Annotated in this window: 16 protein-coding genes and 1 tRNA gene; 9 read left to right on the top strand and 8 right to left on the bottom strand. The window is 63.9% G+C overall.

Going from position 1 to position 15,085, the window contains the following annotated elements; genetic code table 11:
* Positions 1-4: 4 nt before the first annotated feature.
* Both OC446_RS06545 and OC446_RS06540 read left to right on the top strand, forming a co-directional pair.
* A complete protein-coding gene (locus OC446_RS06545) occupies positions 5-502 on the top strand; it encodes a GAF domain-containing protein (RefSeq protein WP_262028241.1) in 498 nt (165 codons plus the stop codon).
* Between the two features lie 9 nt (positions 503-511).
* Entirely contained in the window at positions 512-1,801 is a 1,290-nt protein-coding gene (locus OC446_RS06540) for an NAD(P)/FAD-dependent oxidoreductase (protein ID WP_262028240.1), read from the top strand.
* Between the two features lie 227 nt (positions 1,802-2,028).
* On the opposite strand, the gene OC446_RS06535 is transcribed toward OC446_RS06540, so the two are convergent.
* The 5 genes from OC446_RS06535 to hemA form a co-directional block, all read right to left on the bottom strand.
* The gene (locus OC446_RS06535) at positions 2,029-2,340 is read right to left on the bottom strand and encodes a hypothetical protein (protein ID WP_262028239.1); all 312 of its coding nucleotides are present in this window, start codon (positions 2,338-2,340) and stop codon (positions 2,029-2,031) included.
* 110 nt (positions 2,341-2,450) lie between these two features.
* Positions 2,451-3,893, bottom strand: coding sequence for a M10 family metallopeptidase (locus tag OC446_RS06530; protein ID WP_262028238.1), 1,443 nt, complete (start codon positions 3,891-3,893; stop codon positions 2,451-2,453).
* Positions 3,894-4,288: 395 nt separating this feature from the next.
* Entirely contained in the window at positions 4,289-4,573 is a 285-nt protein-coding gene (locus OC446_RS06525; protein WP_262028237.1) for a hypothetical protein, read from the bottom strand.
* Positions 4,574-4,788: 215 nt separating this feature from the next.
* Positions 4,789-4,863: transfer RNA gene (locus OC446_RS06520), tRNA-Thr, on the bottom strand.
* A 64-nt stretch (positions 4,864-4,927) separates the two neighbouring features.
* A complete protein-coding gene (gene hemA, locus OC446_RS06515) occupies positions 4,928-6,154 on the bottom strand; it encodes a 5-aminolevulinate synthase (protein WP_262028291.1) in 1,227 nt (408 codons plus the stop codon).
* A gap of 383 nt (positions 6,155-6,537) precedes the next feature.
* Between hemA and murA the strand changes: the two genes are divergently transcribed.
* The 5 genes from murA (at position 6,538) to OC446_RS06490 (ending at position 10,681) form a co-directional block, all read left to right on the top strand.
* Positions 6,538-7,827 carry a UDP-N-acetylglucosamine 1-carboxyvinyltransferase gene (gene murA / locus OC446_RS06510; protein WP_262028236.1) on the top strand — a complete coding sequence of 430 codons (1,290 nt, stop codon included), beginning with the start codon at positions 6,538-6,540 and terminating at the stop codon, positions 7,825-7,827.
* Between the two features lie 132 nt (positions 7,828-7,959).
* Entirely contained in the window at positions 7,960-8,400 is a 441-nt protein-coding gene (locus OC446_RS06505; RefSeq protein ID WP_262028235.1) for a DUF2948 family protein, read from the top strand.
* Complete coding sequence (gene hisD / locus OC446_RS06500; protein WP_262028234.1) at positions 8,400-9,692, top strand: histidinol dehydrogenase; 1,293 nt, start codon at positions 8,400-8,402, stop codon at positions 9,690-9,692. The genes OC446_RS06505 and hisD overlap by 1 nt, the downstream gene beginning before the upstream one ends.
* A gap of 17 nt (positions 9,693-9,709) precedes the next feature.
* Entirely contained in the window at positions 9,710-10,195 is a 486-nt protein-coding gene (locus tag OC446_RS06495) for a UPF0262 family protein (protein WP_262028233.1), read from the top strand.
* Between the two features lie 3 nt (positions 10,196-10,198).
* Positions 10,199-10,681 (top strand): low molecular weight phosphatase family protein, encoded by a 483-nt coding sequence (locus OC446_RS06490; RefSeq protein ID WP_181051693.1) that lies wholly within the window; start codon positions 10,199-10,201, stop codon positions 10,679-10,681.
* Here the strand turns inward: OC446_RS06490 and OC446_RS06485 are convergent.
* The 3 genes from OC446_RS06485 to OC446_RS06475 form a co-directional block, all read right to left on the bottom strand.
* Complete coding sequence (locus OC446_RS06485) at positions 10,646-10,969, bottom strand: AzlD family protein (protein WP_262028232.1); 324 nt, start codon at positions 10,967-10,969, stop codon at positions 10,646-10,648. The genes OC446_RS06490 and OC446_RS06485 overlap by 36 nt on opposite strands.
* On the bottom strand, positions 10,966-11,667 hold the full coding sequence (locus OC446_RS06480; protein WP_262028290.1) for an AzlC family ABC transporter permease: 702 nt from the start codon (positions 11,665-11,667) through the stop codon (positions 10,966-10,968). Before OC446_RS06480 ends, OC446_RS06485 begins: the two co-directional genes overlap by 4 nt.
* 114 nt (positions 11,668-11,781) lie before the next feature.
* Positions 11,782-12,450 carry a TerC family protein gene (locus OC446_RS06475; RefSeq protein ID WP_262028231.1) on the bottom strand — a complete coding sequence of 223 codons (669 nt, stop codon included), beginning with the start codon at positions 12,448-12,450 and terminating at the stop codon, positions 11,782-11,784.
* Positions 12,451-12,887: 437 nt separating this feature from the next.
* On the opposite strand from OC446_RS06475, the gene OC446_RS06470 reads away from it, so the two are divergent.
* Together OC446_RS06470 and OC446_RS06465 are read left to right on the top strand one after the other, a co-directional pair.
* The gene (locus OC446_RS06470; protein WP_262028230.1) at positions 12,888-13,556 is read left to right on the top strand and encodes a tripartite tricarboxylate transporter TctB family protein; all 669 of its coding nucleotides are present in this window, start codon (positions 12,888-12,890) and stop codon (positions 13,554-13,556) included.
* Entirely contained in the window at positions 13,556-15,058 is a 1,503-nt protein-coding gene (locus tag OC446_RS06465; protein ID WP_262028229.1) for a tripartite tricarboxylate transporter permease, read from the top strand. The genes OC446_RS06470 and OC446_RS06465 overlap by 1 nt, the downstream gene beginning before the upstream one ends.
* The last annotated feature ends 27 nt before the right edge of the window (positions 15,059-15,085 follow it).

Below are 15,085 nucleotides of genomic sequence, written 5' to 3'. Positions count from 1 at the left end.
TCCCATGTTCGAAGTCAAAGACATCCCCCTCTCCGACAACAAGCGGGACTTCTATGCCTCGCTCGCCCAGCAGCTCACCGGACTCCTGGAGGGCGAGCCGGATGCGATCGCGAATGCGGCCAACATGTCGGCCCTGATCTATCAGTTCCTGCCGGATCTGAACTGGGCGGGGTTTTACTTCATGCGCGGACCGGAACTCGTTCTCGGCCCCTTCCAGGGCAAGACGGCCTGCGTGCGCATCGCGGTCGGACGCGGCGTCTGCGGCACGGCCGTGGAGCGCGGGGAATCCATTGTGGTGCCGGACGTCCATGCGTTTCCCGGCCATATCGCCTGCGACAGCGCCTCCCGGGCCGAGCTCGTCGTGCCTCTCGTCAAGGACGGCCGTGTCCTGGGTGTGCTCGATCTCGACAGCCCCACCCCGAACCGGTTCGACGAGGAGGACCGCGAAGGCTGCGAGACGCTCGTGCGGATCTACCTCGCGGCTTCCGCGCTGTCGCTTTAACGGGGCCCCATGCCGTCCGCCTATATCGACACCTATTACAGCCGCACCACAGCCAGGACTGAACACTATCCGTCGGCGGCAGGGCGCATCGAGGCGGATGTCTGTGTCGTCGGCGGCGGGCTGGCCGGCCTGACAGCCGCATTGAAGCTGGCGCGTAGCGGACGCAAGATCGTTCTGCTCGAGGCCCAGCGCGTGGCCTGGGGCGCCTCCGGCCGCAACGGCGGCTTCGTCTCCGCCGGCTATGCCACGGGCCTTGGCGCCATCGAACGCCGTGTCGGACCCGATCAGGCGCGAGAACTGTTCCGCCTGTCGATGGAGGGCGTGGAGATCGTCCGCAGCACGATCGATGAACTCGGGATTCGCGAGGCTCACCCAATCCCGGGGATTGCGAAGGCGCTGCGCCATAACTCGCGCGGAGCCCTCAAACTTGCGAGCGAGCGCCAGCAGCAGGAGTTCGGGCTGCAGCTGCGCTATCTGCCGCACGACGAGGTGAGGGAGCTTTTCGTCTCTCCCAAATATCACGAGGCGGTCCTCGACGAGGGCGCGTTCCATTTCCACCCGCTGAACTACGCGCATGGCCTGGCCCGCGAGGCGTCGCGGCTGGGCGTGGCGATCCATGAGCACTCGCCCGTGGTGGCCGCGGATCTCGACGGCGCCCGCAAGATCCTCCGCACGAAAGGTGCCGAGGTCGCGGCAGAGCATGTGCTGTTCGCGACAGGCGGCTATACCGGCGGTGTGCTGCCCGCGATAAAGCGCGCCTTCCTGCCGATTGCCACTTACGTTCTGCTGACCGAACAGGCGCCGGAACTGGTGCGAGGCGCTATCCGGACTCAGGCGGCCATTCTCGATGACCGCCGGGCAGGGGATTATTACCGGCTCGTCGATGGCGGAAGCCGTATCCTATGGGGTGGGCGCATCACGACGCGCACGACCGACCCCCGGGACATCGCAGCCCTTCTCAGGCGCGAGATGGTGACCACCTATCCGCAGCTGTCGGGCTTGCAGGTGGAGATCGCCTGGTCGGGCCTCATGTCCTATGCCAGGCACCTAATGCCGCAGATCGGCCGATGGAGGCCAGGTGTCTGGTACTGCACAGCCTTCGGAGGCCATGGCATGAACACCACCGCTATTGGCGGGACTGTCATTGCGGAGGCCATTGCGGGAGAGAGCGACCGCTATCGCCTCTTCGCGCCATTCGACTTGGCATGGAATGGCGGCATCTTCGGTCGCGCTGCGGTTCAGCTCACCTATTGGAGCTATCAGGTCGCCGATGCGGTCAAGGAATTTCGCGCGCGGTAAGATCCGGCAATGGATACAAAGTCACATCTTCGCGGCGGATGCGACGATCCAGAGACAGCTGACGCTGAACGCGAGGGCTACCACGTTCAGGAGATAGGCCAAGGCATCATTCGCCGGGTGGCGTTTTCCCGTTTCTTCCATCGCGCTTCCTTTCAGTCGGAAGGTCTTGCGATTTGGATAATGCCTAAGCTCGCGTCCTGTCCAGATGGTTAACACATAATTTTCGGTCAGCCGCCGATCAGGCCGTGGATCTTACCAAGACGCTGGCTCTCACAGGAGCAGTCGTTGCCGCTGGAAAGAGGCTCCGCGATCCAGCATACGCCCTTGGGCGTCACGCAGGTCGCTCCCTGGCTGGTTCCTGCTCGGGTGCGCTCGTAGGCGCGCAACCGATGCTCACGGAAATAGGTGCGCTCATTCGTGTGAAACGGGGCGGCGAGATCCGTCTCGGGCAGCGCATTCGCGTTGTCGGCCGCGAGGACGGCAGCCGGAACGAACGATCCGACAAACAGGGCGAGGCAGGCGGCGACGGATGTTTTCACTCACGGCTCCCAAGATCGAATCTGTTCAGCGGACGATGTGGTCTCTCCTCGCATCATTAACGACTGGAAAGCAACCCGGCTCCATGAAGAGGCGGGTCACAAAAACCTGATTACAGATAGAAGTCGCCCTTCGACAACGATGAGAGGCTGGCGATCTTGACTTTGAAATCTGCAACCGCGTCGCCATTCACGTCGGCCGACAGCATGCCGTCGGAAAAGCGCAGTTCTGCGGCCTTGCCGTGGAATGCGGATTTTCCGATGAAGTTGAAGGCCTGATTGCCCGCGACCTTCGTATTGGCATCGATGCTGCGCAGATCGATGCGATCCGATCCGCGACGGAAATCCTGAATCGTATCGAACGACGAGCCGTGGGAATCGCTCAGGGCCTGAAAGACGAACGTATCCGCTCCGCTTCCGCCGATGAGCACGTCCTTGCCGCCCTGACCGTGAAGCTTGTCGTTGCCCGCGCCACCCTCAAGCCTGTCGTTGCCGCGTCCGCCGAACAGGGCGTCGCTGCCGCCCAGGCCGTAAAGCTTGTCATTGCCGCCATTCCCACGAAGCGCATTGCCAGCCGCGTTGCCTTTCATCACATCGGCTGCGGAGCCGCCGGATGCGTTCTCGATGAGAGAGCGTGTGTTGCCTTGATAGAGAAGGGCATTGGCAATATTCCCGGCGGCCAGCTTGGAGCCGTCCCACTCCAATTTGGCGCGCTGCTCCTGAGACGTGATCGTCCAGGCCCCCGGTTGCAGATTGATCGTGAGGGGAGTGGTGTAGTTGGTGAAGCTGTAGGTATCGACGCCGCCGCCGTCCCAGACCGTCAGCAGGATCTGATTGCCACCGGAAGCGCCCTGGCCGACGCCGTTGATGAACATCTCACCCGTCGTCGGGCTCCAGCTATACGTCGTGTCGCTGCTGTTGGTCGTATAGTTCGCGCCGTAGATGTGCTGGATGGCAGCGATGTCGTACATCATGAGCGACTGGGCATAGCCCCAGGTCTCGTTGGTGTAGCCCGTGTCGGTCGAGGCGCCCACATAGGAGCGGTAGCTCATCACGGTATATTCCATGCTGTCCCGATCGAGCGGCATGCCGTTCTCATGGGAGTGCTCGAGCCCGAGGGCATGGCCGATCTCATGCACGATGGTGAGATATGCGTAGTTGCCCTTCATCGGGCTCGCGTAGCTGAGGCTGGAATTGTTGACCCAGACATCTCCGCCGGTCGCATTCGTGCTCGGGAAGTAGGCCCAGGCCGTATTTGGCAGGTCCGATTGCGCAAAGCGGAGATCGGCGGATGGGCCGCTTGCTCCGCTCAATTCCATGAATGTCAGGTTGCTGACAGCGGAATAGAGATTCAAGGCCGTGCGCGCGATGGCCTGCTGCGTCCCGTTGAACGCACCAAACCCCTTCGCGGCCTCGCCGTCGCCATAGGATGAGCCGTAGGAAGCGGCCGTGGTGGGAAAGCTGTAGGTCAGGTTGCTCGGCACCCATTTGGTGGAGCCGAGAACGGCATCGATGTAGGCATTTCCCGTGGAAGAGTATGTCTCGACAGCAGGCATGGTTCTTCAATCGAATAGAGATGGTGATAAGGCGAAGGTTCGTGCGAGCTGTCGCCTGCAAACACCAGGCAGCCGTGCGAGCTGAGAGTAAAATCCGCTGCTTTCGAAAAGCTTAAACGTAAGAGTTTATCGCGTTCGCGAACTTGTTGTTACATTGAAACAATAAACATTGACGAATGCAGGATCCGTCGGCCGCTTTTACTTACAGTGAACTCGCGCGTTCTCGCGCCAGAGCCTTTAAGCGATTTGCGATAGGACTAAAAGGGCATCTGCCGGGAATCGGACCCAATCGACAACATGCCGCATGGTGGCGTACCGTGGCCCTGCGCGTGAGCCCTGGAGCTTCGCGCCCCAGAATCGAACGCTCGATCAGTCTCGGATTTCATGTTTGGTGCTTAGGACGGGTGGCGCTCGCCCCGCTTCGAGGGCGTGAGCGGGAGGTCCGGCTTGAAATGAACCTGCGGCTTGAGAGACGGGGTTGTACCTGCGGGCCGTTTCCCGTTCACCCTTTTCCCGCGTGATGCAATCGTTCCGCGGGATGCGACGGCTTCCTGAGCCAGAAGGCGAATATCCTCGAGGCGCCATTCCTCGCTCAGCCACGTTCTGCCGATCACTTTCAAGATTTTTTCGAGCGCCGCATACGGATCCGCGATCTCGGGCGCGCTGGCCACGTTCTTCATGAGTTCCCCCATATGCCGGAGGTTTTCCCCCGGTCATTTTGGCCGGAATGCCTGCCCTGAGGGGCAGATGTTCCATGGGCTCAAGTATTGCAAAGCTGCAGCCTGAAGGGAACTGCACTTTCGGACAGGTTTTTGATGCAAAGAAGGTCGTGCCCGCGCATCGTCGGGGCGCTTGGCCTGGAGCGGGGTTCGAACCACCGTGTCAGGCGTTTGGCTGGTGCTGCCAGAGAGGATCGAACTCTCGACCTCTCCCTTACCAAGGGAGTGCTCTACCACTGAGCTACGGCAGCGCGCCAACGGGGAGGGCCGCTTACTGCCACAGGGCAGCCCTCCATGCAAGCTTGAAAATGATCTTTATTCGGCAGCCTGGATTTTTGGCTCCAGCGGAAGCCGGAGCGCCGTCCAGACTTCCACGAGGGCGGCCGCCAGGGCGTCGATATGGGCGTTCGAGTGGAACGGCCCCGGCGTGATGCGCAGGCGCTCGGTGCCGCGGGGCACGGTGGGATAGTTGATCGGCTGGATATAGATGCCGTGCTTGTCCAGAAGCCGGTCGGACGCCGCCTTGCAGGCCTCCGCGTCGCCCACCATCACCGGCACGATATGCGTGGCGGTGTCGAGGACGGGCAGGCCGACGCCGGACAGGACCGCCTTTGTGCGGGCCACCTGGCGCTGCTGCTGCTGGCGCTCGGCGGACGATGCCTTGAGATGCCGGATCGAGGCCGTCGCCGCCGCAGCAACTGCCGGGGGCAGGGCGGTGGTGAAGATGAAGCCCGGCGCGAAGCTGCGGATCGCATCCATCACGGCCTTGGTGCCGGTCAGATATCCGCCCATGACGCCGAAGGCCTTGCCCAGCGTACCCTCGATCACGTCGATCCGGTGCATGGCGCCCTCGCGCTCGGCGATGCCGGCACCGCGAGGGCCGTACATGCCGACCGCATGGACCTCGTCGATATAGGTCATGGCGCCATAGCGCTCGGCGAGGTCGCAGATGGCATGGATGGGCGAGATGTCGCCGTCCATGGAATAGACGCTCTCGAACACGATCAGCTTCGGCCGGTCGCCCGCCGCCCGGAGCAGCTCTTCCAGGTGATCGAGGTCGTTGTGGCGGAAGATCGCCTTGTCGCAGCCGGACTGGCGCACGCCCTCGATCATCGAGTTGTGGTTGAGCGCATCCGAGAGGATCAGGCAGTTCGGAATCAGCTTGGCCAGCGTCGAGATCCCGGTCTGGTTCGAAACATAGCCCGAGGTGAAGACGAGGGCCGCCTCCTTGCCGTGCAGGTCGGCGAGTTCGGCTTCGAGCGCCACGATGGGATTGCTGTTGCCGGAGATGTTGCGGGTGCCGCCGGCGCCGGTTCCGAGCCGCCAGGCGGCCTCCACCATGGCGCGGGTCACGTCTCGGTTCTGGCCCATGCCGAGATAGTCGTTGGAGCACCAGACGGTGATGGGGCGCGGGCCCTCCGGTGAGTGCCAGATCGCCTGGGGATAACGGCCGGCCAGCCGCTCGATATCGGCAAAAACGCGATAGCGCCGCTCGGCCTGGAGGCGATCGAGGGCTGACGTGAAGAAGTTCTGATAATCCATCATCTCACCGGGTGGGCAATGCAATGCCCGGGGATCCTGGACTTATTATGCCAGATCGCATTGATCCGGGTCAAAGTCCTGAACCGTGATATTGCGGTTGAGAGCCGCTTGCGAAGCCTCTATTTGATAAAGGCGACGATGGGTCGCGTGAACCATGACTGACGTGAAATCGCAAGAGAAAGCTGACCGGCTCAAGGCAGCCTTGAAAGAGAATCTTAAGCGTCGCAAGGCTCAAGCTCGGGGACGGCAGGCCGCGAAGGCGCCCGGAACCGAAACCGGGAGCTTGAGCGTTACGAACGAGCGCGACAAGCCGTCCGACTAGCCGGATGGGCTCGAGACGCGCATAGCGCTTGGCTCGCTAAAAATATTGTAAGGGGAATTCGATGGATCGCATTCGCATCCGGGGCGGCGCGCCTCTCAACGGCTTGATTCCGATTTCAGGTGCCAAGAATGCGGCCCTGCCACTCATGATCGCCAGCCTCCTGACGGAGGAGACCCTGGAGCTCGGCAACGTGCCGCGCCTCGCGGACATCTCTTCCCTCCTGCGGATCATGAGCAATTTCGGCGTCGATCACTCGATCGCCGGCCGCCGGCCCGGCCAGTCCTCGGAGACGGGGCAGACCATCCGCCTGACGGGAAAGAACATCATCGACACCACGGCCCCGTACGAGCTGGTCTCGACCATGCGGGCGAGCTTCTGGGTCATTGCTCCCCTGGTGGCCCGGTTCGGCCATGCCAAGGTGTCCATGCCCGGCGGCTGCGCCATCGGCACCCGGCCGGTCGACCTGCTCATCATGGCCCTCGCCAAGCTCGGTGCGGCCATCGAGATCGAGGCCGGCTACGTGGTGGCGACGGCGCCGAAGGGGCTGATCGGCTCCGAAATCGACTTCCCGAAGGTGACGGTGGGCGGCACCCATGTGGCCCTGATGGCCGCGACGCTGGCCCAGGGAACCACCGTGATTCGCAATGCCGCCCGCGAGCCCGAGGTGGTGGATCTGGCTGAATGCCTCATCAAGATGGGCGCCAAGATCCAGGGAGCCGGCACCTCTGAGATCGTGGTGGAAGGCGTGACCAGCCTCGGCGGCGCTTCCCATGACGTCATGCCGGACCGGATCGAGACGGGCACCTATGCCATGGCGGTCGCCATGACGGGCGGCGACATCGTCCTCGACAATACCCGGCCCGATTATCTCCAGGCTGCTCTGGACGTTCTGGGCCAGGCAGGCGCGGAAGTATCCCCGACGCATGGGGGCATCCGCATCCGGCGCAACGGCAACGGCATTCAGCCGGTCGACATCACCACGGATCCCTTCCCGGGCTTCCCGACCGACCTGCAGGCCCAGTTCATGGCGCTCATGACCCGGGCGAACGGGACGTCCCGCATCCGCGAAACGATCTTCGAGAACCGCTTCATGCACGTGCAGGAGCTCGCCCGCCTCGGCGCGCAGATCCGCCTGGACGGCGACAGCGCCTATGTGGACGGCGTGCCCGGCCTCAAGGGAGCGCCCGTCATGGCGACCGATCTGCGGGCCTCCGTGTCCCTGGTCATCGCGGGTCTCGTGGCCGAAGGCGAAACCACCATCAACAGGGTCTACCACCTGGATCGCGGCTTCGAGGCCCTCGAAGCGAAGCTAGCCCGGTGCGGCGCTCAGATCGAGCGCCTGAGGGGCTAAAACGACAGGGCCGGCATCGATGCCGGCCCTTCTCTTTTCGAAGGCCAGGAAGAAGAAGCGGCCTTGACAGGTTGCGCCAGGGCAGGGGGCTCTCTACCTAAACCTTAAAGTTCAACAATAGGTTGGTGGCCCATGGACCTCCTGAGACTTGTCGCCTTCGATCCGGAAGATCTTGCCGTCATCTCCGCTCACCTGCAGGATTCCCTGCTGCGTGTGGGCGATATCGCCTATCTGCCGAAGGAACGGCGTTTCGCCATTCAGACCCGCCGTTACGACTGGGAGGCCGACAGGCCCCAGCGCCGGCTCACCTGCATGCATTTCGAGAACGTCACGGGCGTCCGCGTCCGCGGCATCGACCAGACCAACAAGGATGCTGTTCTTAACCTTCTCGCCATTGCCTTCGAGGAGACCAATGCCCCATCGGGCACTGCCACCTTGATCTTTGCCGACGGTGGAGCCATCCAGGTGGACCTGGAGTGCATCGAAATGCAGATGAAAGATACCGGTCCGGTCTGGGCTGCCGAAAGCCGCCCTTCGCACGAGGAACAGCTTCAACCGGCGGGGCGCCCGTAATGGCGCAGAGGCTCGATGCGCGGGAGCCGTCCTTCCCGCTGGCTTTCGCTACCCTTCTCGCCGCCAAGCGGGAGGTGTCGGAGGATGTGGATCAGGCTGTCCGGGCGATCATTGAGGATGTGGTGGCGCGGGGCGACGAGGCCCTGATCGACTTCACCTATCGCTTCGACGGGTTGGCGCTCCAGCCCGAGACCCTGCGCGTTTCGGATGCCGAGATCGACGCGGCCGAGGCCCAGTGCCCCAAGGAGGCGCTGGAAGCCCTGGCCCTGGCCAAGGAACGCATCGAGACCTATCACCGGGCCCAGCGCCCGCAGGATTCCATGTCGACGGACCCGCTCGGCGTTACTCTGGGCTGGCGCTGGACCGCGATCGAATCCGTCGGCCTCTATGTGCCCGGCGGCCGCGCCAGCTATCCGTCCTCGGTCCTCATGAACGCCGTCCCGGCGAAGGTCGCGGGCGTTCCGCGCATCGCCATGGTGGTGCCGACGCCGAAGGGGGAGACGAACCCGCTCGTCCTGGCGGCCGCGCGCCTGGCCGGTGTCGATGAGGTCTTCCGCATCGGCGGCGCGCAGGCAGTGGCGGCGCTCGCCTACGGGACGGAAGCGGTTCAGCCGGTCGCCAAGATCGTCGGACCCGGCAATGCCTATGTGGCGGCCGCCAAGCGTCGTGTCTTCGGCCAAGTCGGCATCGATATGATCGCCGGCCCCTCCGAGGTGCTGATCCTGGCGGACCAGCATGGCAATCCGGACTGGATCGCCGCCGATCTCCTGGCCCAGGCGGAGCACGACCCAGCCGCGCAGTCGATCCTCGTGACGGATTCTCCCGCTCTCGCCGATGCGGTCGAGAAGGCCGTCGAGCGCCAGCTTGAAACCTTGCCCAAGGCAGAGATCGCCCGGGCGAGCTGGCGTGATTACGGCGCCATCATCCTGATCGACCGGCTCGAGAATGCCATTCCCCTCGTGGATCGGCTTGCCCCCGAGCATCTCGAAATCGAGACGGAGAACGCCGAGGAGCTCGCAGCCAAAGTCCGCAACGCGGGCTCGATCTTCCTCGGCAGCCACACGCCGGAAGCCATCGGCGACTACGTCGGCGGCCCCAACCACGTGCTGCCTACCGCCCGGTCCGCCCGCTTCTCCTCGGGCCTCGGCGTGCTTGACTTCATGAAGCGAACCTCGATCCTGAAATGCGACGCGGACGCGCTGCGTGCGCTCGGCCCCGCGGCGATCACGCTCGGGCGCTCGGAGGGACTGGAGGGGCATGCGCGGTCGGTTGCGATCCGCCTGAACCTTTAAGGATAAAGGGGAGGCGGATGGGGAGCGAAGCGCAGGAGCGGAGCCGGCTGGTTGCCGTCACGCTCGACGAGGCCTCCATCGGCCGCGGCAATCCCGATCAGGAGCATGAGCGGGCGATTGCCATCTACGATATCCTCGAGGCGAACCACTTCGCCCTGCCGAACTACGAAGGCGGCCCCTATGCCTTGCGGATTTCGTTGGTCGAAAAGAAGCTCTGCTTCGAGGTCACGGCACAGGACGGCGCCCATCTTGTCTCTCATCACCTGTCTCTGACGCCGTTCCGCAAGGCGATCCGCGACTACGAGCTGATCTGCGACAGCTATTACCAAGCCATCCGTTCCGCCTCGCCGGCGCAGATCGAAGCCATCGACATGGGACGGCGCGGATTGCACAACGAGGCGGCCGAACTCCTGATGAAGCGCCTGGACGGCAAGCTGATCCTCGATTTCGACACGGCGCGCCGCATCTTCACATTGATCTTCGCGCTTCACTGGAGGGGCTGACGCTTGGACGAGCCCCGCTCGAAACGGATCCATTCGGTTCTGTTCGTCTGCGCCATGAATGCGGTGCGTTCCGTCATGGCCGAAGCCATCGCGCGGCATTACTTCGGCCAGTCGATCTATGTGCAATCCGCCGGTGTCCGCAAAAGCGATGCGGACGGGTTCACGGCGTCGATCCTGTCCGAGATCGGCATCGACGCTTCCAAGCACAAGCCGCGCACGCTGCAGGAACTGGAGGAATGGGAGGGGCTGAATTTCGACCTCATCATCTCCCTCTCGCCGGAAGCCCATCACGCGGCACTCGAACTGACGCGCACCATCGCGGCCGAGGTGGAATACTGGCCGACGCCCGACCCGACCATCACGCAGGGCTCGCGCGAGCAGGTGCTCGACGCCTATCGCAACATTCGCGACGGTTTGATGTACCGCATCCGCCTGCGGCTCAAGCAGGGCTCAGCCAAAAGCCCTGATGACCGCGAGGGTGCCTAGGCCTGCGAGAAGGCCGACGATGTCGATCCGCGTCACCACCATCGCCACGATGGCCGCCGTCAGAGCGATGATCGCGGGCAGGCCGTTGTCGATCACCACCGGCAGGATCGTCGCCAGGATGATGGAGCCGGGCAGGGCGCGAAGTCCCCGCTCGATGCGTGGCGTGAGCCGCACCCGGCTCATCACGACGACGCCTGCGATGCGGCACAGGAATGTCACCAGCGCCATGGCGGCGATGGCGAGAACCGAGCCCCACGGGCTCGCGATGATCGTCTCGGCCGTGTTCATTCGATCAGCATTCCGGCCGCGACTCCGGCCAGAGCGCCGGCGATGATAAAACCGTAGCCGGGCACGAGGGCATGGACCACGAGGGAGACGAGGCCCGCCACGAGCCAGGGCAGGGCCGGTTTCGCGCCTTTCCACAAGGGCACCAGCATGACGCCGAAGAAGATCGGCATCACGAGATCGAGGCCGAACCGCCTCGGATCCGGCACGAGGGCTCCCGCGAAGAATCCGCTGAGCGTTGCAAGGAGCCAGACCACCCAGAGGATGATCCCGCATCCCAGAAGCACGCCGACATCGCGGCCGCCTTCGCCGTGGTAGCGGGTGCCGACCAGCCAGCCGGCCTCCGTGATCAGGAACAGGTTGAGGACCGTGCGGGCGAGCGGCTCGTTCCTGAGCCAGGGCTGCACGGTCGCGCCCAGGAGGATCATGCGCGCGTTCACGATGGCCGTGACGGTCATGATCGTGAGGATCGTCGAAGGCGTCCAGGCCTGCTGCCAGATTTCGAGCCCGACCATCTGGGAGGCTCCCGCATAGACGAAGGCTGAGAGGCCCAGCGTTTCGCCGAGCGACAATCCCTTCTGGGCGGCCGCCGTGCCGAAGGCCACGGCGAACATGATGAAGCCGGGAAAGGCGGGCAGCGCCGCGCGGGCGCCGTAGCGCAGTCCTGCAGCGGAGAAATGAGGGCGGATACCGGAAGACATGAGCGTCACGCTCTCTGCCTTTCCGCATCCCCGCCGTCAATTGGAGAAAAGAGATGATCTCGCGCAGGCGGGAGAAACTCTTGTCGTGGTCGTTCGGCGATCGGTCCGTCGGCTTTAGCCGACGGCGCCGTTCATCAGCGGATACACCTCGAGGAAGCCTTCGTAGATCATCTTGATCGACACGTAGAGAATGATCGCCAGACCGACATAGGCGATCCAGCGGAAGCGCTGGAGCAGGCGGGCGATGTACGAGGCCGCGATGCCCATGAGGGCGATCGACAGAAGCAGGCCGAAGGCGAGGATGTAGGGATGCTCGCGCGCCGCGCCGGCCACGGCGAGGACGTTGTCGAGGGACATGGACACGTCGGCAATGACGATCTGCCAAGCCGCCTGCGCGAAGGTCTTGCGGGGTGCCTTTCCGGCGATGGTGCCGTCCTTGTCGAGGTCAACGCCTTCCAAGGCCTCCTCGGCGGCCTCTTCTTCCTCATGCGTCGTGCGCAGTTCGCGCCACATCTTCCAGCAAACCCAGAGAAGCAGGATGCCGCCGGCGAGCAGAAGGCCCACGATCTGAAGAAGTTGCGTCGTGACCAGCGCGAAGGCGATGCGCAGGACGGTGGCAGCGAGGACGCCGAGGAGAATCGCCTTGTTGCGCTGTTCCTTGGGAAGGCCAGCCGCGGCCATGCCGATGACGATGGCATTGTCGCCAGCGAGAGCCAGGTCGATGCCGATTACCATCAGGAAGGCGACGACTTCGGGTCCGAAAAGCTGCGAGAGATCAAACATGCAGTGCCTCATATGTCGGTTGAGGGACAGCGCATGCGAACACTCAAAAAGACGCATCTGTCGCCGGTCCAGTCCGGAATTCCTCGGACCGGGAGCCGAAATGCAGGCAAAACCGTCTTTTTGAACGAACCCAGGCCGCCCTGGTTTTCATCCAGTCCGACATCGCCGCTCCTGTTCTCGAGGAGCGACCAGAGGGGCCCGGCCTGGCTACAAGGTTCCATCTAGACAAGACGAGGCCAGGGATCAAGTCACCTCCCACAGGGTTCGGGTGACTGTCCTATAGTTCAATAGACGTTTTCCCTGAGGATTGTTCATTCAAGCAGGTCTTGTTGAGAAGCTTTCTCGGCAGGACAACGTAAGCTTGATCCAAAGTGCGGCCTCGGGCCATATCGGTCGCAATAATCTTGGGCGCGCCAGCGCCTGCCGGGAGGTCGACTATGTCTGTTCTTCACGAAGGCTCCGAGCCGCCGCGTAGCCGCGGGCCGGTGCGCGCCCCGCAAAGCCTGGCGGGCGGTCTTCTCCTGGTCGCTCTTGCGGCCCTCGCGCTGTTTCTGACGCGGGATCTGGACCAGGGTACGCTCAATTCCATGGGGCCGGCCATGCTGCCCCGCTGGCTGGCCATCGGCGTCGGGCTTTCCGGCCTGGCCCTGCTCGCCGCCGCCTTCCTCAAGGAAGGCGATCTCCTGGAGCGCTGGACCCTGCGCGGCCCGGTTTTCGTCATCGGCGCCATCGTGGCCTTTGCCCTGACCATCCGCGGCTATTCCTTCGGGGCCTTTGCCATTCCCGGCCTCGGCCTGCTGGTCGCCGGGCCGCTGGCGATCATCCTCGGCGGGTTCGCCACTCCCGAAGCGCGGCTGCGTGAACTCGTCATTCTGGGCCTGAGCCTTACCCCCTTCTGCATGGTGCTGTTCGGCGATCTGCTCAACCTGCCGATCCCGGTCTTCCCGCAGGCGCTGACGAGCCTCTTTCCCGCCGACTGGTCGCAGAAGGCGGTGCTGCGCGCCTGCGCGGCCCTCATGACGGCAGGGGCCATCGTGGTGTTTTTCGCCACGCGTAACCGATACTCGGGCCCCGTGGACGTCGCCGACCACAGCGGGAGGATCTGATGGGTGACTTCTTCTCCAACCTGAGCCTCGGCTTCGGCGTCGCGCTCAGTCTGCAGAATCTGGGGCTGGCCTTCCTCGGCTGCCTCGTCGGCACCCTGATCGGCGTGCTGCCGGGGGTCGGTCCCATCGCCACCATCGCGATGCTGCTGCCGATCACCTTCGGGCTCGATCCCACCGGCGCGCTGATCATGCTGGCTGGCATCTATTACGGCGCCCAGTACGGCGGCTCGACCACGGCCATCCTGGTCAACATCCCCGGCGAGGCCACCTCCGTGGTGACGGCGCTGGACGGCCACGAGATGGCCAAGCAGGGCCGCGCCGGCGTGGCGCTCGGCATCGCGGCCATCGGGTCGTTCTTCGCCGGCACGGTGGCGACGCTGGTCATCGCGGCGCTCGGCGCGCCGCTCACGGGCCTCGCCCTGGTCTTCGGCCCGACCGAGTATTTCTCGCTCATGGTCATGGGCCTAGTCTTCGCCGTCGTGCTGGCGCGGGGCTCGATCCTGAAGGCCATCGCCATGATCCTGGTCGGGGTGCTCCTGTCCACCGTCGGCACGGACCTGGAGACTGGCGAGGAGCGCATGACCTTCGGCCTGCCGTTCCTGTCCGACGGCATCGATTTCGCCGTGCTGGCCATGGGCATCTTCGGCATCGCCGAGATCATGCGCAATCTCGATCAGACCGAGCATCGCGACGTGGTGCGCAAGGCCATCGGCCGGCTTCTGCCGAACCGGGACGACTTCCGGCAATCCTACAAGCCGGTGGTGCGCGGCACCATCATCGGCGCGATCCTCGGGATCCTGCCCGGCAACGGCGCAGTGCTCGGGCCGTTCGCCTCCTATACGCTGGAGAAGAAGCTCGCCAAGGACCCGCGCCGCTTCGGGCGCGGCGCCATCGAGGGCGTGGCCGGGCCTGAGAGCGCCAACAATGCGGGCGCGCAGACCTCGTTCATTCCGCTGCTGACGCTGGGCATTCCGCCGAATGCCGTGATGGCCTTGATGGTCGGCGCGATGACCATCCACGGCATCATTCCCGGCCCGCAGGTGATGACCAAGAACCCGACTCTGTTCTGGGGCATGATCGCCTCGATGTGGGTGGGCAACCTGATGCTGCTCGTCATCAACCTGCCGATGATCGGGATGTGGGTGCGCCTCCTGAAGGTGCCTTACCGGCTGATGTTCCCGGCGATTCTAATGTTCTGCGCCATCGGCATCTACTCGATCAACTCTCTGCCGACCGACGTAATGTTCATCGGCCTGTTCGGTTTCGTGGGCTATGTGCTGATCAAGCTCGGCTTCGAGCCTGCTCCAATGCTGCTTGGCTTCGTGCTCGGCAAGCTGATGGAGGAGAACCTCAGGCGCGCGCTCATCATCTCGCGCGGGTCGCTGGAAACCTTCATCGATCATCCGATCAGCGCCGGCCTGCTCGCCGTCGCGGCTATCCTGCTTGTGATCGCGCTCCTGCCTTCCATCCGGAAGGGAAGGGACGAGGTGTTCACGGAGTAGCTTGCCTTCAACCCGCCTCGCCACATG

Source organism: Microvirga sp. Mcv34 (assembly GCF_024519725.1).
Classification (GTDB): Bacteria; Pseudomonadota; Alphaproteobacteria; order Rhizobiales; family Beijerinckiaceae; genus Microvirga.
The sequence above is the reverse complement of the archived record's forward strand: the minus strand, read 5'-3'. Positions and strand labels throughout refer to the sequence as shown.